This is a genomic window from [Limnothrix rosea] IAM M-220, from assembly GCF_001904615.1.
Taxonomy (GTDB): Bacteria; Cyanobacteriota; Cyanobacteriia; order Cyanobacteriales; family MRBY01; genus MRBY01.
Genome location: NZ_MRBY01000012.1, coordinates 67,551 through 90,926 on the forward strand (window position 1 = coordinate 67,551; position 23,376 = coordinate 90,926).

Genomic DNA, 23,376 nt, shown 5'->3' on the forward strand with positions numbered 1-23,376 from the left:
CGATGCTAAAACAAGGCGGAAAGTGAATTTAATCCTGTTTATTTCACATCAATCATCTAGAATCTCGAACACAAGAGAGGAGTCATCTTAATGAAAAAAGTAGAAGCTATTATTCGCCCCTTTAAGCTCGACGAAGTAAAAATTGCCCTCGTTAATGCCGGCATCGTTGGCATGACCGTATCGGAAGTACGTGGCTTTGGTCGCCAAAAAGGTCAAACAGAACGCTACCGTGGCTCTGAGTACACCGTTGAGTTTCTCCAAAAACTTAAGCTTGAAATCGTAATTGATGACGATCAAGTCGAGAGCGTTGTAGACAAAATTGTTGCGGCAGCCCGTACTGGCGAAATTGGCGACGGCAAAATCTTTGTTTCTCCCGTTGATGAAATTATCCGTATTCGAACTGGCGAAAAAGACCTTGAAGCCGTTTAGGATTCGTGGCAGCAGATCATCTGCAACAACACTGATTTTTTAATCATTAAACTCAATCCCTCCTAAGCTCAGGCTAGAGAGGGATTTTTAATAGTTATTGGGATTTTCCCGTCAAGTGTCTTCAGGCGGCGATCGTCCCATATCTGCCTAGGAGAAAGCCCAAAAATATGTGGTCATGCATCTTTCAGATTAAATAAATTGTTCGAGCATTTTTTCCAAATTAAGACAGGAGAGAAAGTCATTAACCTTAGTACAGAAAGATTGAGTCAAACAAACAATAGCCTTTGCCGTACGTCAAAATTCAATTACCATTTAGTGAAGTGCGAGTCAAAACCGTAATTTAGGTGGCATAGAAGTGTGTGATGCCCCCGTCCTCTAAAGTTACAGATTTATAAACTTGTACTAATATGGCGAATGTATTTAAAAATCGAGTACCGCAAGTATAGTCAGTAGTTGTTTGAATATATGCAAAACTATTCCCCTCAAAATCATTGTGTTGTTCTTCAAAATTTAGAGCTACTGATTGTCTCTTTCGGTGGTGTGGGTACTTCCTTTTTTATGAATTTTTTTAATCAACATAAATTGATTAACTGCCGACATAACGGTGATGGTTTAAAGCATTTGGTTGAGCCGCCCCTTGTTCTCAGTCCGAACTTAAAGGCTATTTATATTTTTGGTGATCCTATTGAAGCTACTGTTTCACTCTTTCGCCGAGGCTACCACCATGCACATTCTCGGAAAATATCACCGGATAAAGAAGCGACACTAGAACTGATGTCACCGGAGACATCCCTTGAAGATTACGCTGGTTATGGCAAAGATTTATTCGGTTTTGAGAGACATTATCAAAACTGGTCGTACATAGATAGACACTATCCAGTTTTATTTATTTATTCATTACAGTTATATCTGGGACTATTTGGAGGAAATTTTTGAATTTTCCGGTTTACCTAGTTCTCTGATATCTAAATTTCCGGCTAAGCGGACTCGGAACAGCAAATTAGTGGATCTAGATCAAGAGGTAGTAGACAAACTGCATAATCTGTATGGTGAATTTCAGGGCTTTATAAAGAGTGAACCGCGATTTAGAATCAAAGAAGGTAAGTCAAATACTTATTTAAGCCAGTTATTTCAATTGCCCGCAGCAGTGAAAGCGAGCGAGACAAAAGTTTATTGGCGATCGGTGGCATCAAGCTATCTGAAAAAGCCTAAACGGTAGCTCGTCCTATCCGATTTTGTTTTGTTTTTCGATGATTTGCTTGGCTTTCGTAAGGGATTTAGTGATGGGGCGAAATGGGATAACCTTTCCTGTCTGTTCTGGCGTGTCCTGAGGCGTTTCAAGTTGCCACTCGCCTGTTTTCGGATCTCGATAGGTTTGGAAAGGAGCTTGGGCAAGTTCAGAGTTACAGGGAGTAGCCATAATATGTCGTCGGCGGCGATTTCTCTACTGAAGGTTCTATTTTTATAGGTTTTAATTTTAGGGCAATGAAAACAATGTGCCTATAGGGGACAAACCATGCATGCTGGCTGTTTGGGGTGATGTATCACATCTATCGATAAGTTGTTTCTCTAGCACGATACTGTTAGGCTAAAGGCGATCGCCAACTATTAATTACGAGCTGATTTTTGAGAGTTTATGACTAATAATTCGTTCTGGGATGATGTGCTTGCTTTTGCTTCTCAAACAAGTCACCGGATTGGCGATGAGTTATTAGGAAAATTCGGAAAATTGCAGGCGGTGCGCAAGGATGATGGCAGCTTGGTCACGGAGGCGGATAAATGGTCTGATGTGGAGATTCGTCAGGCGATCGCCGCTACTTTTCCAGAGCATGGTGTCCTGAGTGAAGAAACAAAACATATTTTTCCGGGGAATGATTGGTGTTGGGTCATTGATCCGATTGATGGGACAACAAATTTTACGCGGGGTATTCCTATCTGGGGCATTTCCATGGGGCTTTTATATCAGGGCACGCCAGTGTTCGGGTATGTTCATTTTCCGGTGATTCGCCAATCTTTTCATGGTTATTGGTACGGTGATTCTGGTTTAACGGGGCCAAGGGGCGCTTACTGTAACGGCGAAGCGATTCATACAAGTTCTGATGACCCAAGCTTGAACCATATTTTCAACCTCTGTGCCCGCAGTACTGATGTGGCGGCTCGACGGTCTTTTCCCTGTAAGATTCGGCTGATGGGCGTGGCAAGCTACAACATTCTCATTGTTGCCATGGGGGCTGCTCTTGGTGGTGTCGAGGCAACGCCGAAAATTTGGGATATCGCTGCTGTTTGGGCTATTGTGCAGGCTGCTGGTGGGGCGATCGCCACCCTTGAACCCCAAGATATTTTTCCGTTGGAAGTGGGCAAAGATTATGGCAGTAGACCCTTTCCTTCCCTTACCGCCAGCCGTGCCGACTTGATTCCTGTTTTTAAACCTTTAGTGCAATTTATCGGCGATCGCGTTTGTGAAAAGCATGATTTGTAGGGAATTCGATAAAATATTTAACCGAGCATTTTAAGACTTTAAGGGACATAAAATTACCATGACCGTTGCAGTTGCCATTCAAAATCTTCAGAAAAGCTACGGCACCAACCTTGCTGTCAAGGACGTTTCCTTTGAAGTTGAGCGTGGCACAATTTTTGGGTTGCTCGGTCCAAATGGTGCGGGTAAAACGACGACTATTCGCTGTCTTTGTACCTTGGCGCGACCGGATGCGGGCAAGATCGAAGTTTGTGGTATTTCGGCGCTAGATAAACCAAAAGCTGTACGGCAACGTCTGGGCTATGTGGCGCAGGAAGTGGCGATCGACAAAATTTTAACGGGGCGGGAACTCCTCAATCTCCAAGCCGCACTTTATCATTTACCAAAAAAATTTATTCCCCAACGGGTAGAGCAGTTACTGGAAGCTTTAGGTTTAGTGGATTATGGCGACCAAAAAACTGGAACCTATTCGGGTGGTTTGCGCAAACGTCTAGATTTAGCTGCGGGTCTGCTCCACCAACCGGATGTTTTAGTGCTAGACGAGCCGACTGTGGGTCTCGATATTGAAAGCCGTGTGATTGTTTGGGATTTTTTAAGGCAGTTACGGGCTGCTGGCACAACGGTAATTATTACGAGTCACTATCTCGAAGAAATTGATGCCCTTGCGGATAATCTCGCTATCGTCGATCAGGGGAAGGTGATTGCGGCGGGGACTCCGAATGAGCTAAAGGATAAAGTCGGCGGCGATCGCGTTACCCTCAGAATTCAAGAATTTACGTCCAATGAAGATGCCCAAAAAGCGACAGATATCGTCAAAAAATTAGCGTTTGTCGAGTCTGTAATTGTGAATAGCTCCCAAGGAAACTCTCTTAATTTGGTAGTAAGCAGTCAAGGCAATCATCTCAGTGCCATTGAACAAACAATCCAAGGTGCAAATTTGCCGATCTTTAGCTTGAGTCAGTCTCGTCCCAGCTTGGATGATGTTTATCTTGCTGCTACAGGTCAAACGTTAATGGATGCGGATCTCGCAGCGGCAGCGACAAGGGATCTGAAAAAAGAGAAAAAGCAGCAAATGAAAGCCTAGGGAATTTTTTCTCAAAGTCTAAAGGGCGATCGCCACCCATCCCAACGAACCATCATTCAGCTTCGATAAATCCTTGAGTTCCAGCAATGACAATGGAGGCGACAGGATGGGAAATAGCTGCCTCGAATGCGGCGACGGAGGCTTCTTTTAGGGCATTAATGACGCGGCTTTTTAGGGTGGGGTTTTGGCTAATGCGGCTCACAATTTCTGTGCCCATCTGCATGTTGCCCATCGGTGTCGATTCATAATTGCCTCTATACTCTGTTACGACTAGATTCCATTTAGTAGGATTTATTGTTCTGAAAAATTCGTATCTCTTAATCTCAAAAATATCAAAAATTGAGATAAAGCTCTAGGATTAAGCTATGATCACTGAAATTGTTAAATCCATGGAGAAGCATTCTTATGAAAATTACAGCTCCTCCCTCTGTAAGAGAACGGCAACAGCTATTGCAAAAGCTTTTGCAGGAATCGCCAGATAAGTTTGAACAATATCTAGAATTAAGTTCTCCAGTTGATTCTAAAGGTAGATATTTATCATTTGATGAGCTTCAGTACAGGGTTGATAAATCTGTTGATGCCAAATTAGTCTGGCAGTTCGTTAAAAGAGCGCGACAAAACCAGCTTCAGCCAGTTGTGTCTCTTGGCTCACCTCCAGTAGAATGTCAATTCTTTCTTACCCACACTATTCAAAAAGCTTGCTCTCAAGTAGATAGGTATACGACTAATACTGCACTGGAATTAATGTGCAGTAAAATAGGCGAACAAAAAAGTTTTGAATATTTAATCAATGACTTGATCGAAGACGAAGCCATTGGGAGTAGCCAACTAGAGGGAGCTGCAACAACAACACGAGTTGCCAAAAAACTTTTAAAACAGCAAAGAAAGCCGAGAACTCCCGATGAGAAAATGATTATCGGCAATTTTTGCATGATGAAGTTTGCATGGGAGCATCGAGATGAAGATCTCTCATTAGATTTAATTAAGGAACTTCACATTTCCGGTGTCCAAGGAATTCAAGATGATAAGTATTATCCTGGTATGATTCGTGATACCGATGACGTAGAAATAGTCAATGAAATAGGCGATACCGTATATACTCCACCATCATCACAGGGATTAAAAAATAGATTGGAGAGATTGTCAGAGTGGGCAAATATTCAACATCATGAAATCGATAGTAATGATTTCTTGCATCCTTTAATTAAAGCAATTACATTACACTTTGCGATTGGCTATGAACACCCTTTCTATGATGGTAATGGCAGAGTCGCAAGATCTATTTTTTATTGGTATTTATTTAAAAATAAATTCGCAGCATTCCGATATATTGCCATCAGTTCACTGTTGAAAAAAGCTCCTGTTCAGTATGCAAAAAGTTACTTATATACGGAAACAGATAATATGGATTTAACTTATTTTATAAATTATCAGTGTGATGTCGTTATCCGGGCAGTTAAGAAATTTAGATTAACCTATGAAAAACATCTTGAAAATATGGATGCTTTTAATCAGTGGCTTTGGGAATCAGGTTTGTATAAGCAATTAAATCATAGACAACGCATTTTGTTACAAGTCGCAAAGAATGGTGTAGTGAGTTACTTCACCACTAATGAAGTCAAAGAAAATCTAAGTTGCTCTTATAATACTGCTGCAAGGACTTTGAACGAGTTAGTTGATTTAAAACTTTTTAGAAAAGAAAAAAGAGGACGTGAGTGGGCTTTTTCTATGCTTAACAAAAAAGAAATTATTCGTGATTGGAAAACGCGGTGATAGGATTAACTAAAAATATAAGTTTTAAATGAATTTTTTATCTTTATATTGTTGTTTGCAAAAAAGATTTTTTGACTAGAAAATCATACTTTCTTTCGCAATATTTTTACTTGAAAAACACGGCAAGTTGTCCATGTCGCGATCGCCAAAGTATTAATTGCGATAAATCACTCATAATTAAAAGAAAAGTATTCAGATATTTGTATGTCAGCCTTGCTTGAAAGAATCACGATAAACCCAAAGCAGTGTGGTGGTCGTCCCTGTATTCGGGGGATGCGAATTCGGGTGTCAGACGTACTAGATTTGTTTGTCGCAGGTCTTAATGCAGAAGAAATTTTAGAGGAAATCCCTGATCTCGAAGCCGATGACTTAAAAGCTTCGCTTTTGTATGCATCACAGAAACTCAAGCATCCAATTTTAGTCGCGTGACAATCTGAAATAACATCATCCCCTACAATGTTCGTGCTCGAAAAACATGGCAAGCTGTCCACATCGGGATAGCAAAATTACATCTATGCAAGTCGAAAGTTGTTGTCAGGCGCTCCTGAAGGAGATTTTGCCGGAGATAGATCCCGACCGAAAAGGGGTTTGCGTGGATGTTGGGGTCGGCACTTTTGCCTTCTACTGCGAACTCTTTGCCAAGCTCGGTTTTCAAACGATCGCCGTCGAACCTTCCCCAGTGAAAAAGCTCGAAAAATTGTGCGATCGCCAACCCATCAAACTCGTCGAAGCCTGTCTGTCTGACAAAAATGGCACCCAGACTCTATATATGGGTAACTTTGCGAGCATGGCCAATGAAAACTTTAACTCCCTCGAACCCGCGTGGTTTGGCTCCTCTCCCGACACAAAGGAAGTGAAAGCCCTCGATTTGCCAACATTTCTGAGTGATACAAATATTGAAAATTTGACGTGTCTCAAGCTCGATATTGAAGGTTGGGAACCTGTCGTGATGAAGCAACTGCCGGCGATCGCCCTTGAGCAGCTCCCCCAAATCCTGATGTTTGAATACGGTGGCGGCAGTCCCCGTTGTGAGGGCGGCAAAGGCTGGTCGGAGTCATTTCTAGAGGGCACAATGATCTGCCTCGAAACCTTGAAAAATTGTGGTTATGGCTTCAGCATTTTGATCGACTATGCCCACGAAGCTACCCCGAAAATCTTTGATCTCCAAACCCAAATCCTCACGCCCGATGAGATGTTTCTTGAAAATGCTCTCTATGGCAATATCATTAGTTTTCGGGAAGGGGAGTTTTCTAGGGAGGCGATCGCCAAAATTTGTAAGCCCTACAAAGGCGGCGTGATTAATTGGCTGGTAGGTAAAGCCGTCTCGAAATAATTATTTCCCCTCTTGGGAGGGGACTAAGGGGTGGGTTTCGGTGGGTCGTGTTGCCTACTGAAACCCCTTCCGCCCTCCGGGCACCTTCCCCAAGGAAGGATTTTTGTGTGATGAAATTTGTGTCAGTACAGAATTACGTTGTGAATATTTTTGAGATTCCGGTTGTTTCATCCCTGATTTTTTTAGCGCGCTACTTCACCGACAAAAGCGCTTTCAAATCCCAGAAAAAACTAATTACCCTGCGGGAACCGACCATTTTTGATATTGGCGCTCACGTCGGTCAAACTGCAAAACAATACCGCCGCTTTTTCCCAAAGAGCAAAATTTATTCCTTTGAACCATTCCCCGATTCTTTCCAAAAATTACAAACAAAACATCAGAAAGATAAACGTGTTTTTCCGCAGAATGTTGCAGTATCTGAAACTTCAGGAAGATTGAGTCTTCATGTCAACTCCGATGCTGCAACAAATTCTGTTCTGCCGATCGCCGATGAAGGGAAAGTTTGTTGGGGCGATCGCCTGCAGAGCAAAGACAACCTAGAAGTAAAAAGTGTCTCTATCGATGACTTTTGCGCAGAGCATTTAATTCACCATATCGATATCCTGAAGCTCGACTTGCAAGGCCATGAATTAGCCGCATTGAGAGGGGCAAAAAATATGCTCCAAAAACAAGCTATTGATTTAATTTATCTAGAATTATTAGTTAGTAAAAGCTACGAAAATCAGCCGCAATTGCATGAGTATTTAACGCTTTTTGCTGAATTTGATTACAAATTTTTGGATTTCTATAGCCCGATCCGCAAAGGTGTGCAGCTCATTCAATGTGATTTGATTTTTGTCAGCCAAAATCTTAACGATAAAATTCTTCGTAGCATTAAAAAAGGTGGCTTTAGCACCAGCTGACATGGTCATTGTGTATATGCTTTATGTCCTTCCTTGGGGAAGGTGCTCTCAGAGGGTCAGGGGTTTCGGTAGGTTTCGCAATAACTATTGCTATCAAGTTAAGGCATTGAGTAGCGAAGTCAATTTAAGCTGCACTTCCGCATATTCTCGCTCTGGCTGGGAACCCGCCACAATGCCTGCCCCACCGTACAATCTGGCGTGTTTACCTCGGATTAGCGCTGACCGAATGGCGACGATAAATTCCGCATTGCCTTGGGAGTCGAGCCAGCCGATGGGAGCGGCATAAAGATTACGATCAAAGGGTTCTGCTTGGCGGATATGGTCGCAGGCGATCGCCCTTGGAACCCCAGCAACGGCGGGAGTTGGGTGTAATTTTGCGACAATTGCGAGGGGATGAATATTGTCGGGGAGTTCAGCGCTAATCGGTGTCCAGAGGTGCTGAATATTTGAAAGTTTTAAAAGGGTGCGGTGTCCCACTTTTGGCTGCAAGTTCAAGTCTTGTAATTGTTCAATAAGAAAATTCGCAACGGCTTGGTGCTCTCTACGTTCTTTCTCACTGTTCAATAAACTTTGGGCAAAAGCATAATCCGCATTATCGGTTTTCCCCCGTGGTGCAGAACCCGCCAAAGCATCGGTCAATAATTTGCCTTTTTGAATGGCTAGCAATCGTTCGGGACTTGCGCCGATAAAGGTATCTCCCCGGAGATTGCGTCGCGAAAATACACAACAATCCGGGTGGCGATCGCGGAGATTATCGAGGGCATTGACGATATCGAAGGGTTGCTCTGCCGTCACATCGAGGGCATGGGCGAGCACTACTTTGCTGAGTTTGCCTTGATCAATTAGTTCTAGTGCATTTTTTACGCCTTCTACAAAACTGTGGGAGGAGCTATGCATAATCACTTGGCTCGCTTTTTCTCCCGCAATTTTTAGGCAGGGGAGGGTTTCGATAAATTGTTTAATTTGTTTGGCGAGGCGTGGCAGGCGACGTTGATCGCGGCGATCGCCATTGACGACAAGAAAATATTGACGTGCTGATTGAAAAATTTGGATGCGGGGAATGGAAATCTGAGCTGCTGGAAACGGTGAATTTTGTTGGTTTGCGAAAAAGGTAAACCCACAATCAAAATAAGGAATTGCGATATCTGAAGTCAGGCCAATATTCCGCTGACATTGCTCGATGAATTCTTGAGCTATCTCAAAACGGTGATCGCCTTCTAATACCAACTCCCGCAAAACACCTAAACTCAAAATCGCGCGGTGCTGGAGCTGCTGCTCCCAATAAAAATGGTTGAGGCGCACATTAACTTTGCGCCCAATACCTTGGAGTACCCGCAGCAGATCTACAGGCTGAATCGGTAGAACTTCACTAAAAATTTTGCCCTGTTCCGTCGAAGCCGAGGCCGAGAGAAACCGTTGCCATTCCGGTTGAGAAATTTGTTGGCGCGCTTGATAGACAGTCGGTGAATTTCCCACCGTTGTTAAACCCTTGCTGTTAGGTTCTAGGTGATCGCGCCAAAGCGTTTTTCCCACAATAAAGATTCCTCTAGATGACGAACAGAATCGAAGTTGAGGCGCTCTCTAGGCTAGGGCTAATCACGATCTTGGCTCGTACCGCCCTTTGCTCGTCTCTGCAAAATGCGGCGATCGCCTTACCCATCCCCCGTTGGATGCCTCAGGTTTAATTATGGTAACGAAACGAAGACTAACTTCATAGGTTAAACCACCTATTTCGCGGCAGTTTTGACATAAATCTAGCTTCCTTGGATATTTTTTACTTTTTCTTAAGTTTTTTCTTGATTTTGAGGGAATTCGTAGGCTTTGTGCTGTCTCTCGAAAAGTTGATCGTCCCACTAAATCGTGACATTTGAGTATGGTTCAATCGGTAGGGGCGGTTCGCGAACCGCCCCTACAGGAATGCATATTTACAGGGAAATAATCAGATATTGTTCTTGGAATTTTGCGCCTTTAACGGGAGCACCTTTGAGGGGGGGTGGCAATAAAATATTGCGGCGTTGATCGCCGGCTTCGATGGTAATTTCTGTGCCGTACTGAGTGAGCTTCACCTGCTTTTTATCGAAGGTGGGTAAAAAGACTTTTACTTGGCGGGCAGCGCTATCAATAATTAATGGCTTTGGGGCGGCGATCGCCTGTTTAAAGTCTGGCAAACTACTTTGCAAGGTTTCCCAATCTCCTTCATTGACACTGGGTAAAGCACTCATGGATAAAGGTGCAAAATTATCACCGAGAGCCTCAGTACTATCACTCTGATTGAGCATGACACCGCCGATGGTGACATTGACTTGTTGGGCACTGCCCCAAAGATATTTTGCTTTCGCGATAGACGCAGCACTACCATCCGTTACTAAATAAGCGGCAAATTTTGTGGGGTTGGCGATCGCCTTTTTGCCTTCATCGAGAATTTGGTTGGCTTCATTGGTGGGTTCATCTCCGAAAGTATCCATCGTCCAAGACACATTGAGAATGGCGCTAGTAACAGGCTGCACAAAGGGCGAAATGGCGCGGCCGAAGTCCGACTGTTTAAACACATCCCGAAACCGGCGCACATACCAACTACCAATTTCCGGTGTCCCCAACAGTCTCAAAGTATTTAGATCGCCGTCGCCGTCGTAAATAATGACATCGTAATTATTGCTTTTGTCATAATCCCAAATTTGCTTCAGGGTAGCTGCTGCATCCATCCCCGGCAAAATTCCTAGCTCCTGACCATAGACATTTTTTAAAGTTGGCGATCGCAGATATTTCGCTTCAATGACCTTGACCTCTTCCCAACCACTTTCGAGAGCTGCAGTCGTCATAATCTGCACTGCCGACAAATTAGCCCCAATGTTTTGCGGCTCAAAACTGGGCTCAATGCCCAAGGGCAAACCCCAAGCCGGACTAGGATCTTGACCAACCAATAATACCCGCGAACCCTCGCTAGCAAACTTCTTCGCTGCGGCGATCGCCACCGTGGAGCAACCAACCCCACCTTTCCCCAAAAATGTCAAAATAAAGGCCATAAATCCTCTGCACAAAAATTACCTAGTCAAAATTGTAAACAGTAAACAGGTATCAGGTATCAGTAAACAGGTATCAGTGAATAGTTATCAGGTATCGGACATGGTATATGAGTTGTTAAATTGGGTGTAACGTGGGGACGGCGGAAACTTTAGGCTAAGCTAAGCTTACTAAATTCACAATCTGATTTTTTTATGGTGGCTTGCTACCTAGAAATCTGATAACTGATAACTGTTCTCTAATACCTGAAACTATGCGGTGGCTCGGCATTGATCCCGGATTAGCAATTATCGGCTGGGCAGTCCTCGACGAAACAGGCGGCACAATTCCTGACATCCTCGAATTTGGCACCATCGAAACCGATAAAGCCCTGTCCACACCCCGCCGTCTCCTCGAAATCGAACAGGACTACAGCGAACTTTTAAATGAATTTCAACCAGAGGCGATCGCCGTAGAGATGCCATTTTTTAGCCGTCAAATCAAAGCAGCTGGAGGTGTATTACAGGGAGTCGGAATTTTAAATATGGTCAGTTTGCGCGAGCGAGATATCGAACCGATTTTCTTGCACCAATCCAGTTGGAAATGCCATATCGGTAATGCCAAAGCCGATAAGCGCGAAGTCGCCCTAATGGTGCAATCTATTTTTAATATCGAAAATATGCCCATCGATGACAGTGTCGATGCCATTGCGATCGCCTATGCGGCATCCTGCGGTTTACGCAATAATATTTAGTTGCCATTTAACGTCAGTTCGGGTTAAGGAGTTATCCGAATGCCTTGAAGACACGGGAACATTGGGATAGGGAGACACGGAGAGGCAGAGACACGGAGAGGGGAAGATACGGAGAGGGGAAGATACGGGACATCAACGGACACCCGCATTAGAATTGTTTGAATAAAAAATCGCCCCATCCCTCCCTCTCCCTTTCGCCGCGTCGTCATTCCAGACCATGCTTAAACCGAACTCAGGTTATTTAGTCACTTAGTTATCAAGCTGCTTTTAATCAAGATCTTGAATTTTTATTTGACCAAAAACTAAGAGGAACCACCAATAATAACTTTCTTAGGAATACCATCCCAGCATCTAAAACTAGATTGACGCAGTGCACCCATAGGCAAACAGCTCGGTACTGGCATTAAGCTTGAGCGCAATAATAGTAAGGCAAACCCCAGCCGAAAAGTTTATGGTGAAGATAAAAAAATTGCTTGATTCATAGAAAAAAAATACGCTTTCCTAATGATTTTGAGCATCATTCTAAAAAATCAAGCGATGCTCGTTCCTCCTATGTCTAGCAAACCCACTCTCGATAATCCCTAAAGACCTATAAGTTTACCTTGAAGCTACCAATATTTAAAATATCGAAAAACCTTGATACTCTCAAAAAAATTGCTATTCGTAAGAGCCTTTGAAACGAGTGAAATGAGAAAGAAATTCTAATTAAAATATACCTACAAACTATCGCTTAACGGGCAATTAAACTCGATTTAATAGAGATATGTCCCTCCAGGAACAACTTTCTCTGGATAACCGTCGCGGTTAGAATCATTGCTTTCCTCTGACTGAACCGGTGCACTAGCAATACCCATACAAACAAGAGAGATAGCTGAAAAAAGTAAAATTTGGCGTGACATATATTTCAAGTTAAGTAGAGCTGACATAGTCCTGATGATGTGAAATACAATACTCGGAAGTGACTGTCCTAAGGTGATTTTTAGAAGACACTTATTAAGTTAAAGGGTCTTAGGCATATTGAGAAGTGGTGCACAACCCCCTCCCCACCTAGTAAAGATACGGATTAAGTCCCCTAAAAATATTTATCTATTAAAGCAGGGTAATTGTTCGATTTTTTACAAGATTCTCCGTGGCTTTGCCGATTTTGCATAGAATTCGGTTTTATTTCAAATTTCCCTTGGATAGAATCCTACTGAAGTTAAGACTCGTGCTAAATGTGGTTTTTACTAAATGCGAATATGTAAAATGCCGGTTTTTTTCTATTTGATGGAGTACGATATTTAACAATAAGTTTAAGAAAATATAAATATGATTTCCTGCCATTCTCAGCCTAAAATGTGAGTGGCTACGTTTACAAATATGAAGATGTTTTGAGGTGTAGGGGTGATTACAATTATTAATTGCAATTTCAACTATCAATTGAAGTAGGATCGAGTCTAGTTTCTTTGGCCTAGACGTTTTGTTTTTTTGCTCTGAATTTATGTAGGCCTGAAATATCATGCAACCGAGAATAATTATTTGTGGTTTAGGGCGAACTGGGTACAGGATTTTTCGCCTACTTTCGCAACAGGGGGCTGAGGTGATTGGTATCAGCGATCGCCCTATGTCTTTAAACTCCCAAGCGGTGGTGATTGGCGATCCGCGTCAGGCTGCAACGCTTATCCATGCGGGTATTCGTGAAGCACAGACCTTGGTTTTAGCGCACAATGATGATGCCCTTAATCTGGGGGTCTTAACTCAGGCTCGGGTACTAAATCCCCATATTCGTATCATTAATCGCCTCTATAATCAGACCCTCGGCGATCGCCTCGACCAGACTTTGCCAGAGCATGTCTCGATGAGTGTTTCTGCTTTGGCGGCACCAATTTTTGCGTTTGCAGCTTTAGGTAGTAAAGCGATTGGTCAATTGAATTTGTACAAAAAAACATGGCCTATTCGTGAAGAAGTTATTGATCGCGATCACCCTTGGCTAGGTCATTCTTTGAGTGAGTTTTGGGAAAATTCTGAGCGGATGTTAATTCACTATTTGCCTGCGGGGGGAGAGGAAGATTTGGTCTCTGCTGTTGTCACGGGTAAACGGCTACAGGTGGGGGATCATTTGATTTTGGGCACACCCCCAAGGGTGAAAAGTAAGCGTGGTTCCTTTTTTCGCAAAGTTTTTAAGGCGATCGCCAATTTGCGACAATATCAACACCATGTGCGGCCCATGACCTTGGTGATTTTGGCGTTGTTAGTGACGATTTGCTTGGCAACTTTTACTTACGTATTTGTCAATTTTGATTTATCGGTCGTTGATGCTTTGTATTTTTCTGTCGGTATGATTACCGGTGCTGGCGGCAAAGAGGAAGTTGCGGAACTTGCCCCGGACTGGGTCAAGCTTTTTACGGCAATGATGATGGTGGTTGGAGCTGGCGTAATTGGTATCTGCTATGCCTTGATCAATGATTTTATTTTAGGTAGCCGCATTCGACAGTTTTGGGATGCGACAAAAATTCCAAACCAAAATCACTTTGTTATTTGTGGTCTTGGTGGTATGGGCATGGCGATCGCCCGCCAACTACACCAGCAGGGTCACGATGTTGTAGTTTTAGAAAATAACCATAAAAACCGTTTTTTACGCAGTGCTCGCGCCCTTGGTATCCCCGTCATTATTGCCGATGCCAGCGTCGGAAATAGCCTGCGCGATACCTATATCAACCGCGCGGAAGCTCTCATTGCCGCAACCAGCGAGGATATGACCAATGTGGAAATTGCCCTAAGCGCCAAGGCGATTCGGAATGATTTGTCGGTGATTGTCAGAATTCAAGATGCGAATTTTGCCCAGTCTGCCCAAGAAGTTTTTGACTTTGACCTTGTCCTTTCCCCCACAGAACTATCAACCCACTCCTTTGCAGCAGCAGCATTAGGTGGCAGAATCCTTGGTAATGGCATGACCGACGATTTGCTTTGGGTTGCCCTTGCCACAAGCATTACGCCTATTCATCCTTTCTGTGGCCAGACCGTTCGCGATGCGGCGATCGCCGTTAATTTTGTGCCCCTCTATGCCGAATCCGACGGACACAATATCCATGGCTGGGGATTACTAGATCATCAGCTCCAGTCCGGTGACGTGTTGTACCTAACAATTGCAGCCAACGGTCTTCAGAAACTGTGGCGACGCAATAATAATGACGGTGATGGAGTGAGTGTCGAGCCGACAGTAAATAATAGCAATGTAAAGACCATAGAGGCATTTATCCCGCAGTCTTCATAAATCATCGTAAGATTAAGGCAATTCCTCGGACGGGAAATCTATCCTTACTACTGACCTTCACCTGAACCGACGTTGCCATGAAGCCTAATTTCGGAATCATCTCTACTTCTTTACGCTGCTCTTCGCAAAATGGCTCTCTTGTGCCCCTGAGCATTGGATATTATTCCAAATTTGTTGGCCGTGTCTTAGGGGTTGGTCTACTATTCGGTAGTGTTATTGGTCAATTGGCGATCTCACCTGTCCTTGCCGCGACCTGTACTTACATGCGCACAGGCTCTGATGGAGAAAGTGTGAGAGCGTTGCAAAAGACTTTAAATGACAACGGTTTTGATGCGGGCACTGTTGACGGCATTTTTGGTCAGCAAACAAGAATTGCTTTACTCTTATTTCAACGTGTAAATAATCTTGATCCCGATGGTGAAGTTGGTCCTGCCACCTGTTCGGCTTTGGTGGGGTTAGCACAAACGGAGTTTACGGCGATCGCCAGCCCAGCGCCCTCCACTCCTCCGATCTCTGGCTCTGCCTCTAGCGGTTCTACCCTCAAACGCGGCGACCAAGGTCTTGAGGTGACAGTCTTACAAAATGCTCTGCGATCGCGCGGCTACACGGGATTGCAAGCCTCAGGCGTTTACGACGAACCCACCGAAGACACTGTTAAAGCCTTTCAGTTTGTCGAAGGACTACCCGTTACAGGAGAAGCCGATCCGACAACCAGAGCAAGGTTAGGCTCATATCTCAACAGCGATAACGGCGGCGCAACGCCGACTCCAACTCCAACGCCGACTCCAACTCCAACCCCTACGCCGACTCCCCAGCCGACCCCTGCACCGCCTGATATTGAATTCAGACCACCGATCACGCCAACAACTCCGCCCCAAACTCCGACAGCAAACAACGGTAACGGTCTGGACTACCAAGTGGTTGTGCCTGTGCGGGGCAATGACGGTCTTTTGGCTGAGGTGCGTGCGGTCGTGAGCGGGGCGATCGTGGAAAGGACTCGCCTTGGTAGTTTTGTGAATGTGGGTAGTTACGCCCATCGTTATCAAGCGGAAAGTATGAGCTATGCCCTAAAAGCAAGGGGTTTTGATGCGCGGGTTGTCCATAGATAGGGGGATAACAAATTTACGCTGACTGCTCCGTCAGTCGTAAGTTACGTCTCAAAGGGGGCGATCGCCAAAATAAAAGTTTTAGAATCGTAAATGTCGAACATGAATTGCGGTAGAAGCGGGCTTTGAATTTTTGGACATTGTTGTTACCTCCGGTGGCGGGCACTGTAATTGGTTACTTTACCAACGACATAGCAATTAATATGCTATTTCGCCCCTACAAACCCATCTACATCGGCGATCGCCCGTTACCCTTTACCCCCGGCCTCATTCCCCGCAACCAAGACCGTCTTGCCCGTAATATTTCGCGCATTATTATGGGGTCTTTACTCACACCCGATGAACTTCAAAATCTCGCGAAAAAACTTTTACAAACCGAACGCATTGATGCAGCCATTCGTTGGTTACTAAATCTCGCCTTTGATCAAATTCAAGGAGAGCGCGAACAAAAGACCGCAAACATTTTGGCCGGTATTTTACATGACCTATTTAGTGAATCCTTGCCACGCCTCGTTAAAATTTGGGCAAGGGAAGAGACTTTTTTAGAAGAGCAAGTCTATCAACTTTTTGACCAAGTAATCCTCGATTTTCAGCTGAGCGAATCACAATCTCGCCAGTTTACCGACTGGGCGCTACGGACAGTTTTAACGCCGGATAATATTCGTCAGGCGCTCATTGATTTTTTAACGGACAAAAATATTGAAATTATTGATACTGGTTTCCGCGAAAAATCTAGTGGAACCTATTGGGTTGTTGCGAATATTTTTGGTTTAAAAAGTAGTTTGACGCGATTGCGAGCATTTTGCCTCGAAGAGCGGGAAATCGCCAATGCGCGTTTGCAAGAATTACTACTATCACTAAAAGTGCGCACCAAATTACGGTTATGGTTGCAAAGTCTATCTCTGCAAAATTTACCGGTGGCAACGGTCAGACAACTGCGCAAAACCTTCCACCAAACAATTCGTGCCTATCTACAAGACAAGGGTGCAGATCTGATTAAATATGTGGGTGATTCTGTTGATTGGGAAAATGTTGCGCTGATTATTTTGCGTCGTCTGCAATCTTCCCAAGTTGTCAATCAATCCCTCGGTATGGTGAGTCAAGAGTTAGCCTTAGTTTTAGAACGTTATCTCGAAAAAGACCTCGAAAAATTGATTGCGCAGGTCATTCCAATTTTGGCGATTGATCAAGTGATTATTGACCGAATTAATGCGACTAGTCCAAGGGAACTTGAACGGGCAATTCAAGGCATTGTTAAAAATGAATTGCAGGCGATCGTCAATCTCGGTGGGATTCTTGGTTTTTTAGTTGGCGTTGCCCAATCTGTTATTTTGCTGCTGAATTAAAATTGTGAAGATGATTGCGTAGGATGTCGTGGAGACGGCAAAAATTCTGGCATTTGGAGAAAAATCATCTATCCGTCGTAACGCATCTTTTTGGGGATGGGTGCTTGTGTTTTTTGTAGGATGGGTTCCAAAATTGATGGGTTACGCTCGGTGAAACTTATTGATTGGTTCAATAAATTATGCCTCGCTGCACCCATCCTTGTATTTTTTTGCAGAGGTATCTTCTAGAGCACCGCAATACATTCAATTTCAACGAGAACGTCTTTGGGTAAACGGGCAACTTCAACGCAAGCACGGGCGGGGGCGGTTGCTTCGTCAAAATAGGACGCATAAATGCTATTAACTGCGGCGAAATCGTTCATGTCTTTAAGAAAAACGCCTGTCTTGACAACGTTGCTCCAAGTTGCACCGGAGGCGGTTAATACGGCTTCGAGATTTGCCATGACTTGTTTGGTTTGGGCTTGGACATCGCCTTCAATGATGGTGTTGGTGCTGGGATCGATGGCAATTTGTCCAGAACAAAACAGCATTTTGCCAGAGGCGGCGATCGCCTGATTGTAGGGGCCGACGGGAGCGGGGGCATTGTCGGTACGGATAATTTGCTTTTCCATGAATGAATCTGTGGTGTAACTCTCAAAAATTTAGGAACCGAAGCGGGGACGAATCCCATGGTGACGGTATGACCAATAATCCTGCAAAATGCGCTCGTGATCAAAACAAAGATTTTTTGGTGTTTCCCAAGGCTGAAAAATTTGGATTGTTTTGGCATCGTCGGCGGCGATGGGTTCTCCTATGGCAGTGGCAATAAACACAATGCTAATGGTATGTTTGCGGCGATCGCGCGACGGATCGGAATACACACAGAATTGCTCGACTAAATTTATTTTTAAAGATGTTTCTTCCAGAGCTTCGCGCTTTGCTGCTATTTCTACCGATTCGCCATAGTCTACAAAACCGCCGGGAATCGCCCAGCCAAACGGTTCGTTTTTGCGCTCGATTAAAACAATCGGTCGGTGGGGACGATCTACCAGTTCGATGAGAATATCAACCGTCGGTGCAGGATTTTTGTAGGTCACAGAGGTTATTTGAATAATTGAATCGTGTTTATTTTACATTATTGATTTTGTCCAATAAAAAGCGATCGCCAATTGTAAAAATCTGGGGGCGATCGCCGATTTCGGGTGAGTTCGTATTAATAGTCAACTAGCAAATTAGCTAACCACCGTTTCCTTTTTCGTGTCGATTTTTTTGATCGCAGCATAAAGACGATTTAACGCGCCGATATAGGCTCGCGCGGAAGCGACAACAATATCAGTATTGGCCGCATGACCAGAATAAATCTGACCTTCATGGCGCAGACGAATCGTCACCTCACCAATAGCATCAATACCCGCCGTTACCGATTGCACGGAGTACTCAATCAGCTCATTGGGCACTTGCACCACACGGTTAATCGCCTTGTAAATCGCGTCAACGGGGCCAGTACCGATCGCCGCATCCGTTAGCTCTTCCCCTTCAGGCGTGCGAACAGTAATCGTTGCCGTGGGCTTCGCATGATCACCACAGGACACCTGCACCAACTCTAAACGGAAAAGTTCAGGGGGCTGTTGCGTTTCGTCCTTAACGATCGCCTCTAAATCCCAATCGGTAATCTCCTTTTTCTTATCCGCCAGATCCTTAAAGCGGACAAAAGCTTTATTCAGATCATTTTCAGAAAGGTCAAAACCCAACTCCGCCAAGCGGGTACGGAAGGCATTACGCCCAGAGTGCTTACCCAAAATAATTTGGTTATCGGTTAAACCAATGGACTGGGCATCCATAATCTCGTAGGTGAGCTTATTTTTTAGCACGCCATCTTGGTGAATCCCCGACTCGTGGGCAAAGGCATTTACACCCACGATCGCCTTATTGGCCTGCACCGACAAACCCGTGAGATTGGAAACTAGGCGAGACGTTTTATAGATTTCCTTCGTATTGATATTAGTCAAAGGCTCTTCAGAATCGACTGGGCGGCCGAGGAAAGGATTGTAATATTGGCGGCGGACATGGAGCGCCATCACGAGTTCTTCTAGTGCCGCATTACCCGCTCGCTCACCGATGCCATTGATGGTGCATTCCAGTTGACGTGCGCCATTTTTAACCGCTTCAAGGAAATTCGCCACCGCTAAACCGAGGTCATTGTGGCCGTGGACAGAAATGATCGCTTTGTCGATGTTTGGCACATTGTCTTTGATGCCCTTAATCAAACCACCAAATTCAGCGGGAGTCGTATAGCCCACTGTGTCAGGGATATTAACGGTCGTTGCGCCAGCATCAATAACCGCTTCAAGGATTTGATACAAAAATTCTGGGTCAGAGCGTCCCGCATCCTCTGGAGAAAATTCCACATTATCCGTAAAAGTTTTCGCGTAGGCCACCATCTCTGGGGCGATCGCCAAAACATCCTGACGGGATTTGCGGAGCTTATACTGCAAATGAATATCGGAAGTTGCAATAAAGGTATGAATGCGAGGATTCGCCGCCGGAGCCAAAGCCTTACCAGCCGCTTCGATATCACCTTTTGTCGCGCGGGCTAAACCACAAATAGAAGGGCCACCCTCGATACCCACTTCCCCAGCAATGCGCTGAACCGCGTCAAAGTCACCTTTACTGGCTCTCGGGAAACCTGCCTCAATAACATCCACACCCAGTCGAGCAAGGGCACGGGCGATCGCCAGCTTTTCGTCTCCATTGAGGGTTGCCCCCGGAGATTGTTCACCATCACGTAAAGTTGTGTCGAAAATGATAATGCGATCGTCTTGTTTAGTCATAATTTCCCGCTCCTTGGGAGTGAAAATATTGGGCAGTATTAAATACGTAAAATTTGCAACGTTAAGTAGGTTAGAAAATCCATCTTTCCCCTAGGGAAAAATAATTATTTCCCTAGCATAAACTACTTCTTTCGGAAATTGACAATCGGTTAATTCCCAGAACTTTTTAGGTCGGAGATTTTAGGTCAGGGAAGAAGCTTGTCCCCATTTTTTAGTGGAGGCGATCGCCTGTAATTTTGGTCTGTGGCCTAGGGCTCCACTTTTTCAATTTTTGGACGAAGATCATTGAGGTCAATGTAGCGATCCGTTGCGTTGCGGAGTTCCCGTGCAATCATGCCTTCCGTCGAAACAACCGTAATATGGGTACTTTTAGAACGGAGTAACTCGATCGCCCGCTCAAAATCACCGTCGCCGCTAAATAAAATAACTTGGTCGTATTGTTCGACAGTATTAAACATATCAACCACAATTTCGATATCAAGATTTGCCTTTTGGGAATGGCGACCAGAAATATCGTCGTAGTATTCCTTGAGGATTTTTGTGCGCACCGTATAGCCCAAACTAATGAGAGCGTCACGGAATCCTCGCTGGTCTTGGGAATCCTTGAGCCCGGTGTACCAAAAGGCATTGACTAGACGGATAGTTGGGTCGCAGGTGAAATAATCAATCACCCGGCGGGGATCAAAAAACCAATTATTCTTTTGTTGGGCATAAAACATATTGTTCCCATCTATAAAAATAGATAGGCGAGTCTTATAAAATTCCATACTAAAGTTAGCCCCAAAGTGTCCGGGGTTTCGGGTTTTATAAAAGTTTTTTCTAGAAGTTAAATTTGAGAGCAAAATAAGGCTCCCAAAGAGGGATAAAAATGAAAATAGGGTGTCTCTTTTTATCCAGATTTAAGGTCCGAATTTAAAGGGACGAATTTAAAATAAAAGTAAGTCTATCGGGCTATTGTAAGGGTAAAGGGCAATTCATCGCAATTAAAGTGCAGGCGATCGCCCACCGCCTAAATTGTGTCATTCTCACTGGCATCTCCCATGAAATTTCTCCGTAGGAAACAACTCCACCAAAGACTCCGGCAAGATCCCTACTATCGTTTCAAATCCCTAGAAGAAATCCTCTGGGCGGCTGAGTTTGGGGTGCGTATTGATGTAAATCGCGCTGCTGTGGATGATTTACTACGCTTACCCGGAATTTCTATTCATCAGGCCAAGGCGATTATTTCTCTCACAAACAACGGTGTTCAGTTCTTGTCTTTGGAGGATTTTGCGGCGGCCTTGGGGATGGCGATCGCCCGTCTGCAGCCCCTTGAGCCGATTCTCAATTTTTCCTACTATGCTCCAGAAGTCACCCCTCAAAAATTACGCATTAACCAAGCTAACCCCACAGAATTAACCCAAATCCCGACCATCGATTTACCCCTTGCCCAACGCATTGTGAACGAACGTCAACGCGGCCTCTACACAAACTTGGCACAAATGCAGCAACGACTTGAGTTGTCCGGACAAGTAATCAGCGAACTATTACCATGGTTGAGCTTTTCGTAACGGTGACTCCGATCCCATGGAAAAGTTGTTACCGTGGGGTAAATCGCATTCAATGTCGATCACGATTATGAGCCGTCAAAATAGCCAAAGTTCTGAGGCGATCGCCAAGGAAGTCCGCCAACAAGTCATGATTTTAGGAAGCTTTCTTCTAACATTTTGGCTACTAGAAATTAGTGACCAATTCGTTTTTCAAAAGCTATGGCGGGGCGGTCTCGATGTATTTGGCATCATTCCCCGCAATATGACCGGACTACGGGGCGTTATCTTTGCCCCATTTCTCCACGGTGATTTCCAGCATCTCATGGCGAATACCTTACCCTTTGGGATTCTCGGCTGGCTTGTGATGTTTAATCGTATTCGAGATTTCTGGACTGTAACGGCGATCGCCACAGTAATTGGTGGTTTGGGCGTATGGCTTGTTGGCGCAGCAAACTCAGTTCACCTCGGCGCTAGTATCCTGATCTTCGGTTATTTAGGCTTTCTCCTATTTCGTGGCTACTTCCAGCGAGATATTCCTTCCCTTGCCCTAGCCGGCATTGTGTTCTTTTTCTATGGCGGCGTTTTGTGGGGTGTTTTACCCGTAACCCCCGGCGTTTCTTGGGAAGGTCATTTATTTGGTTTCATTGGTGGTGGTGTCGCAGCAAAGCTCCTCAGCAACAAACCATAATTTTAAGTAATTTTAAACTTTGCACGGGGATAATCTGGTAAAAATAAAACCCTGTTGGTGTCAGCCATAAGGTTTTCCATCAGCTTTGTAAAAGTAAAATATTAAAAACCAAAAATCTTTAAAGCAAGAACAACTTTTTATGGGAGAAAACCCCATAGAAATCACTTAAAGATCGACCTGGGTAATATCAGAAAGAGCATCAAGACTACCAAGAACAGCTCGTGATTCTACAGGTCTTTGCACCAACACAAAACCAGAAATGGCCACAACTATCGCAGAGGCGATCGCCAAACTTCCCACAGCCAAACGCTCTTCCAATGGCCAAATTTTCAACAAGCGCTTGGGTAAAGGCTGCAACTTAACAGGCGAATCCTGCCCCATCGGTGTCACACAAATCACCTCACCTTTAACACGCAGTAAACCAAGCCGAACTAACCGTCGAAAAGCCCGGTCAATTTCCTTAGAAGTAAACGCTTCCTTAGAAAACTCCTCCGACCAAACCTGAAAATTAGCCAAGTTGATCTTCTGAACATCACCATAGTTCCGAAGCCAGTAGTAGAGGAGGGTGGCACAAGGCGTTAAACGTTCTTTTAACATGGCAAAAAAATAGGGACAACTGCAAGACTGTAACAATTGATACCAAATATTCTACTGGTATTCGCTAGAAAAAACCGCATCTCTAAAGTTTTTATTGATGAACCCTAGGTAACGATTAAGGACATTAATGAGCTCCTGATTCACGACAATCATCACAAAATCCGTGAAACCGACTATTTTCTTTCAATTTACAAAGCGATAGAAAACGAGTCCTAACACTAAAATAATAGAATTCCTCTTTTAACGTCAGTTATGGATAAGAATGTAGCCAAAATTCTTTAGAGAAAAGGAGACAC

General features: G+C 44.3%; 24 protein-coding genes. 15 read left to right on the top strand and 9 right to left on the bottom strand.

The features are described from left to right. Positions 1–90: 90 nt before the first annotated feature. Together NIES208_RS07240 and NIES208_RS07245 are read left to right on the top strand one after the other, a co-directional pair. Entirely contained in the window at positions 91–429 is a 339-nt protein-coding gene (locus tag NIES208_RS07240; protein WP_075891227.1) for a P-II family nitrogen regulator, read from the top strand. Between the two features lie 465 nt (positions 430–894). Then, positions 895–1,365 (top strand): sulfotransferase family protein, encoded by a 471-nt coding sequence (locus tag NIES208_RS07245; protein WP_075891229.1) that lies wholly within the window; start codon positions 895–897, stop codon positions 1,363–1,365. Between the two features lie 289 nt (positions 1,366–1,654). Here NIES208_RS07245 and NIES208_RS07255 read toward each other — a convergent pair whose 3' ends face one another. Next, positions 1,655–1,849, bottom strand: coding sequence for a hypothetical protein (locus tag NIES208_RS07255; RefSeq protein WP_075891233.1), 195 nt, complete (start codon positions 1,847–1,849; stop codon positions 1,655–1,657). 216 nt (positions 1,850–2,065) lie between these two features. Between NIES208_RS07255 and NIES208_RS07260 the strand changes: the two genes are divergently transcribed. Next, a complete protein-coding gene (locus tag NIES208_RS07260; protein ID WP_075891235.1) occupies positions 2,066–2,908 on the top strand; it encodes an inositol monophosphatase family protein in 843 nt (280 codons plus the stop codon). Positions 2,909–2,966: 58 nt separating this feature from the next. Then, positions 2,967–3,989 (top strand): ABC transporter ATP-binding protein, encoded by a 1,023-nt coding sequence (locus NIES208_RS07265; RefSeq protein ID WP_075891237.1) that lies wholly within the window; start codon positions 2,967–2,969, stop codon positions 3,987–3,989. A 52-nt stretch (positions 3,990–4,041) separates the two neighbouring features. Here NIES208_RS07265 and NIES208_RS07270 read toward each other — a convergent pair whose 3' ends face one another. Next, positions 4,042–4,221, bottom strand: coding sequence for a hypothetical protein (locus NIES208_RS07270; RefSeq protein WP_075891239.1), 180 nt, complete (start codon positions 4,219–4,221; stop codon positions 4,042–4,044). Positions 4,222–4,394: 173 nt separating this feature from the next. On the opposite strand from NIES208_RS07270, the gene NIES208_RS07275 reads away from it, so the two are divergent. From NIES208_RS07275 to NIES208_RS07290, 4 genes are all read left to right on the top strand, one after another. Then, complete coding sequence (locus NIES208_RS07275; RefSeq protein WP_075891241.1) at positions 4,395–5,762, top strand: Fic family protein; 1,368 nt, start codon at positions 4,395–4,397, stop codon at positions 5,760–5,762. Positions 5,763–5,966: 204 nt separating this feature from the next. Continuing rightward, complete coding sequence (locus NIES208_RS07280; protein ID WP_075891243.1) at positions 5,967–6,191, top strand: DUF433 domain-containing protein; 225 nt, start codon at positions 5,967–5,969, stop codon at positions 6,189–6,191. A gap of 46 nt (positions 6,192–6,237) precedes the next feature. Next, a complete protein-coding gene (locus tag NIES208_RS07285) occupies positions 6,238–7,095 on the top strand; it encodes an FkbM family methyltransferase (protein ID WP_225875270.1) in 858 nt (285 codons plus the stop codon). A gap of 110 nt (positions 7,096–7,205) precedes the next feature. Then, positions 7,206–7,997 carry an FkbM family methyltransferase gene (locus NIES208_RS07290; RefSeq protein ID WP_075891246.1) on the top strand — a complete coding sequence of 264 codons (792 nt, stop codon included), beginning with the start codon at positions 7,206–7,208 and terminating at the stop codon, positions 7,995–7,997. A 93-nt stretch (positions 7,998–8,090) separates the two neighbouring features. Here NIES208_RS07290 and NIES208_RS07295 read toward each other — a convergent pair whose 3' ends face one another. After that, complete coding sequence (locus NIES208_RS07295; protein WP_084176566.1) at positions 8,091–9,530, bottom strand: isochorismate synthase; 1,440 nt, start codon at positions 9,528–9,530, stop codon at positions 8,091–8,093. 17 nt (positions 9,531–9,547) lie between these two features. Between NIES208_RS07295 and NIES208_RS19645 the strand changes: the two genes are divergently transcribed. Next, entirely contained in the window at positions 9,548–9,682 is a 135-nt protein-coding gene (locus NIES208_RS19645) for a hypothetical protein (RefSeq protein WP_282956346.1), read from the top strand. 240 nt (positions 9,683–9,922) lie between these two features. Here the strand turns inward: NIES208_RS19645 and NIES208_RS07300 are convergent, their stop codons facing one another. Next, positions 9,923–11,020 carry a Get3/ArsA fold putative tail anchor-mediating ATPase NosAFP gene (locus NIES208_RS07300; protein ID WP_075891248.1) on the bottom strand — a complete coding sequence of 366 codons (1,098 nt, stop codon included), beginning with the start codon at positions 11,018–11,020 and terminating at the stop codon, positions 9,923–9,925. 251 nt (positions 11,021–11,271) lie between these two features. On the opposite strand from NIES208_RS07300, the gene NIES208_RS07305 reads away from it, so the two are divergent. The 4 genes from NIES208_RS07305 to NIES208_RS07320 all read left to right on the top strand — a co-directional run bounded on the left by NIES208_RS07305 (position 11,272) and on the right by NIES208_RS07320 (position 17,456). Continuing rightward, on the top strand, positions 11,272–11,751 hold the full coding sequence (locus NIES208_RS07305) for a crossover junction endodeoxyribonuclease RuvC (RefSeq protein ID WP_075891250.1): 480 nt from the start codon (positions 11,272–11,274) through the stop codon (positions 11,749–11,751). A 1,498-nt stretch (positions 11,752–13,249) separates the two neighbouring features. Then, positions 13,250–15,004 (top strand): potassium channel family protein, encoded by a 1,755-nt coding sequence (locus tag NIES208_RS07310; protein ID WP_075891252.1) that lies wholly within the window; start codon positions 13,250–13,252, stop codon positions 15,002–15,004. Between the two features lie 77 nt (positions 15,005–15,081). Further along, complete coding sequence (locus NIES208_RS18920; protein ID WP_075891254.1) at positions 15,082–16,113, top strand: peptidoglycan-binding domain-containing protein; 1,032 nt, start codon at positions 15,082–15,084, stop codon at positions 16,111–16,113. A 122-nt stretch (positions 16,114–16,235) separates the two neighbouring features. After that, positions 16,236–17,456, top strand: coding sequence for a DUF445 domain-containing protein (locus NIES208_RS07320; protein WP_075891256.1), 1,221 nt, complete (start codon positions 16,236–16,238; stop codon positions 17,454–17,456). A gap of 224 nt (positions 17,457–17,680) precedes the next feature. Here the strand turns inward: NIES208_RS07320 and NIES208_RS07325 are convergent, their stop codons facing one another. From NIES208_RS07325 to labA, 4 genes are all read right to left on the bottom strand, one after another. Beyond that, positions 17,681–18,067, bottom strand: coding sequence for a RidA family protein (locus NIES208_RS07325; protein ID WP_075891258.1), 387 nt, complete (start codon positions 18,065–18,067; stop codon positions 17,681–17,683). A 30-nt stretch (positions 18,068–18,097) separates the two neighbouring features. Beyond that, the gene (locus NIES208_RS07330; protein ID WP_075891260.1) at positions 18,098–18,532 is read right to left on the bottom strand and encodes an NUDIX domain-containing protein; all 435 of its coding nucleotides are present in this window, start codon (positions 18,530–18,532) and stop codon (positions 18,098–18,100) included. A gap of 135 nt (positions 18,533–18,667) precedes the next feature. Beyond that, positions 18,668–20,266 (bottom strand): 2-isopropylmalate synthase, encoded by a 1,599-nt coding sequence (locus NIES208_RS07335; protein ID WP_075891262.1) that lies wholly within the window; start codon positions 20,264–20,266, stop codon positions 18,668–18,670. Between the two features lie 248 nt (positions 20,267–20,514). Next, positions 20,515–21,033 carry a low amplitude/bright protein LabA gene (gene labA / locus NIES208_RS07340; RefSeq protein WP_075891264.1) on the bottom strand — a complete coding sequence of 173 codons (519 nt, stop codon included), beginning with the start codon at positions 21,031–21,033 and terminating at the stop codon, positions 20,515–20,517. Between the two features lie 273 nt (positions 21,034–21,306). Between labA and NIES208_RS07345 the strand changes: the two genes are divergently transcribed. Continuing rightward, the gene (locus NIES208_RS07345; RefSeq protein ID WP_075891266.1) at positions 21,307–21,816 is read left to right on the top strand and encodes a ComEA family DNA-binding protein; all 510 of its coding nucleotides are present in this window, start codon (positions 21,307–21,309) and stop codon (positions 21,814–21,816) included. Between the two features lie 67 nt (positions 21,817–21,883). Continuing rightward, positions 21,884–22,483, top strand: a complete 600-nt coding sequence (locus NIES208_RS07350; protein ID WP_075891278.1) for a rhomboid family intramembrane serine protease — start codon at positions 21,884–21,886, stop codon at positions 22,481–22,483. Between the two features lie 165 nt (positions 22,484–22,648). Here the strand turns inward: NIES208_RS07350 and NIES208_RS07355 are convergent, their stop codons facing one another. Then, positions 22,649–23,080 (bottom strand): hypothetical protein, encoded by a 432-nt coding sequence (locus NIES208_RS07355; RefSeq protein ID WP_139325009.1) that lies wholly within the window; start codon positions 23,078–23,080, stop codon positions 22,649–22,651. Between the last annotated feature and the right edge of the window lie 296 nt (positions 23,081–23,376).

What these genes read in the sequence shown, in the direction of transcription:
- NIES208_RS07240 (WP_075891227.1), top strand. Translation starts at nt 91, where the DNA reads ATGAAAAAAGTAGAAGCTATTATTCGCCCCTTTAAGCTCGACGAAGTA.
- NIES208_RS07245 (WP_075891229.1), top strand. Translation starts at nt 895, where the DNA reads ATGCAAAACTATTCCCCTCAAAATCATTGTGTTGTTCTTCAAAATTTA.
- NIES208_RS07255 (WP_075891233.1), bottom strand. Translation starts at nt 1,849, where the DNA reads ATGGCTACTCCCTGTAACTCTGAACTTGCCCAAGCTCCTTTCCAAACC.
- NIES208_RS07260 (WP_075891235.1), top strand. Translation starts at nt 2,066, where the DNA reads ATGACTAATAATTCGTTCTGGGATGATGTGCTTGCTTTTGCTTCTCAA.
- NIES208_RS07265 (WP_075891237.1), top strand. Translation starts at nt 2,967, where the DNA reads ATGACCGTTGCAGTTGCCATTCAAAATCTTCAGAAAAGCTACGGCACC.
- NIES208_RS07270 (WP_075891239.1), bottom strand. Translation starts at nt 4,221, where the DNA reads ATGGGCAACATGCAGATGGGCACAGAAATTGTGAGCCGCATTAGCCAA.
- NIES208_RS07275 (WP_075891241.1), top strand. Translation starts at nt 4,395, where the DNA reads ATGAAAATTACAGCTCCTCCCTCTGTAAGAGAACGGCAACAGCTATTG.
- NIES208_RS07280 (WP_075891243.1), top strand. Translation starts at nt 5,967, where the DNA reads ATGTCAGCCTTGCTTGAAAGAATCACGATAAACCCAAAGCAGTGTGGT.
- NIES208_RS07285 (WP_225875270.1), top strand. Translation starts at nt 6,238, where the DNA reads ATGGCAAGCTGTCCACATCGGGATAGCAAAATTACATCTATGCAAGTC.
- NIES208_RS07290 (WP_075891246.1), top strand. Translation starts at nt 7,206, where the DNA reads ATGAAATTTGTGTCAGTACAGAATTACGTTGTGAATATTTTTGAGATT.
- NIES208_RS19645 (WP_282956346.1), top strand. Translation starts at nt 9,548, where the DNA reads ATGACGAACAGAATCGAAGTTGAGGCGCTCTCTAGGCTAGGGCTAATC.
- NIES208_RS07300 (WP_075891248.1), bottom strand. Translation starts at nt 11,020, where the DNA reads ATGGCCTTTATTTTGACATTTTTGGGGAAAGGTGGGGTTGGTTGCTCC.
- NIES208_RS07305 (WP_075891250.1), top strand. Translation starts at nt 11,272, where the DNA reads ATGCGGTGGCTCGGCATTGATCCCGGATTAGCAATTATCGGCTGGGCA.
- NIES208_RS07310 (WP_075891252.1), top strand. Translation starts at nt 13,250, where the DNA reads ATGCAACCGAGAATAATTATTTGTGGTTTAGGGCGAACTGGGTACAGG.
- NIES208_RS18920 (WP_075891254.1), top strand. Translation starts at nt 15,082, where the DNA reads ATGAAGCCTAATTTCGGAATCATCTCTACTTCTTTACGCTGCTCTTCG.
- NIES208_RS07325 (WP_075891258.1), bottom strand. Translation starts at nt 18,067, where the DNA reads ATGGAAAAGCAAATTATCCGTACCGACAATGCCCCCGCTCCCGTCGGC.
- NIES208_RS07335 (WP_075891262.1), bottom strand. Translation starts at nt 20,266, where the DNA reads ATGACTAAACAAGACGATCGCATTATCATTTTCGACACAACTTTACGT.
- labA (WP_075891264.1), bottom strand. Translation starts at nt 21,033, where the DNA reads ATGGAATTTTATAAGACTCGCCTATCTATTTTTATAGATGGGAACAAT.
- NIES208_RS07345 (WP_075891266.1), top strand. Translation starts at nt 21,307, where the DNA reads ATGAAATTTCTCCGTAGGAAACAACTCCACCAAAGACTCCGGCAAGAT.
- NIES208_RS07350 (WP_075891278.1), top strand. Translation starts at nt 21,884, where the DNA reads ATGAGCCGTCAAAATAGCCAAAGTTCTGAGGCGATCGCCAAGGAAGTC.
- NIES208_RS07355 (WP_139325009.1), bottom strand. Translation starts at nt 23,080, where the DNA reads ATGTTAAAAGAACGTTTAACGCCTTGTGCCACCCTCCTCTACTACTGG.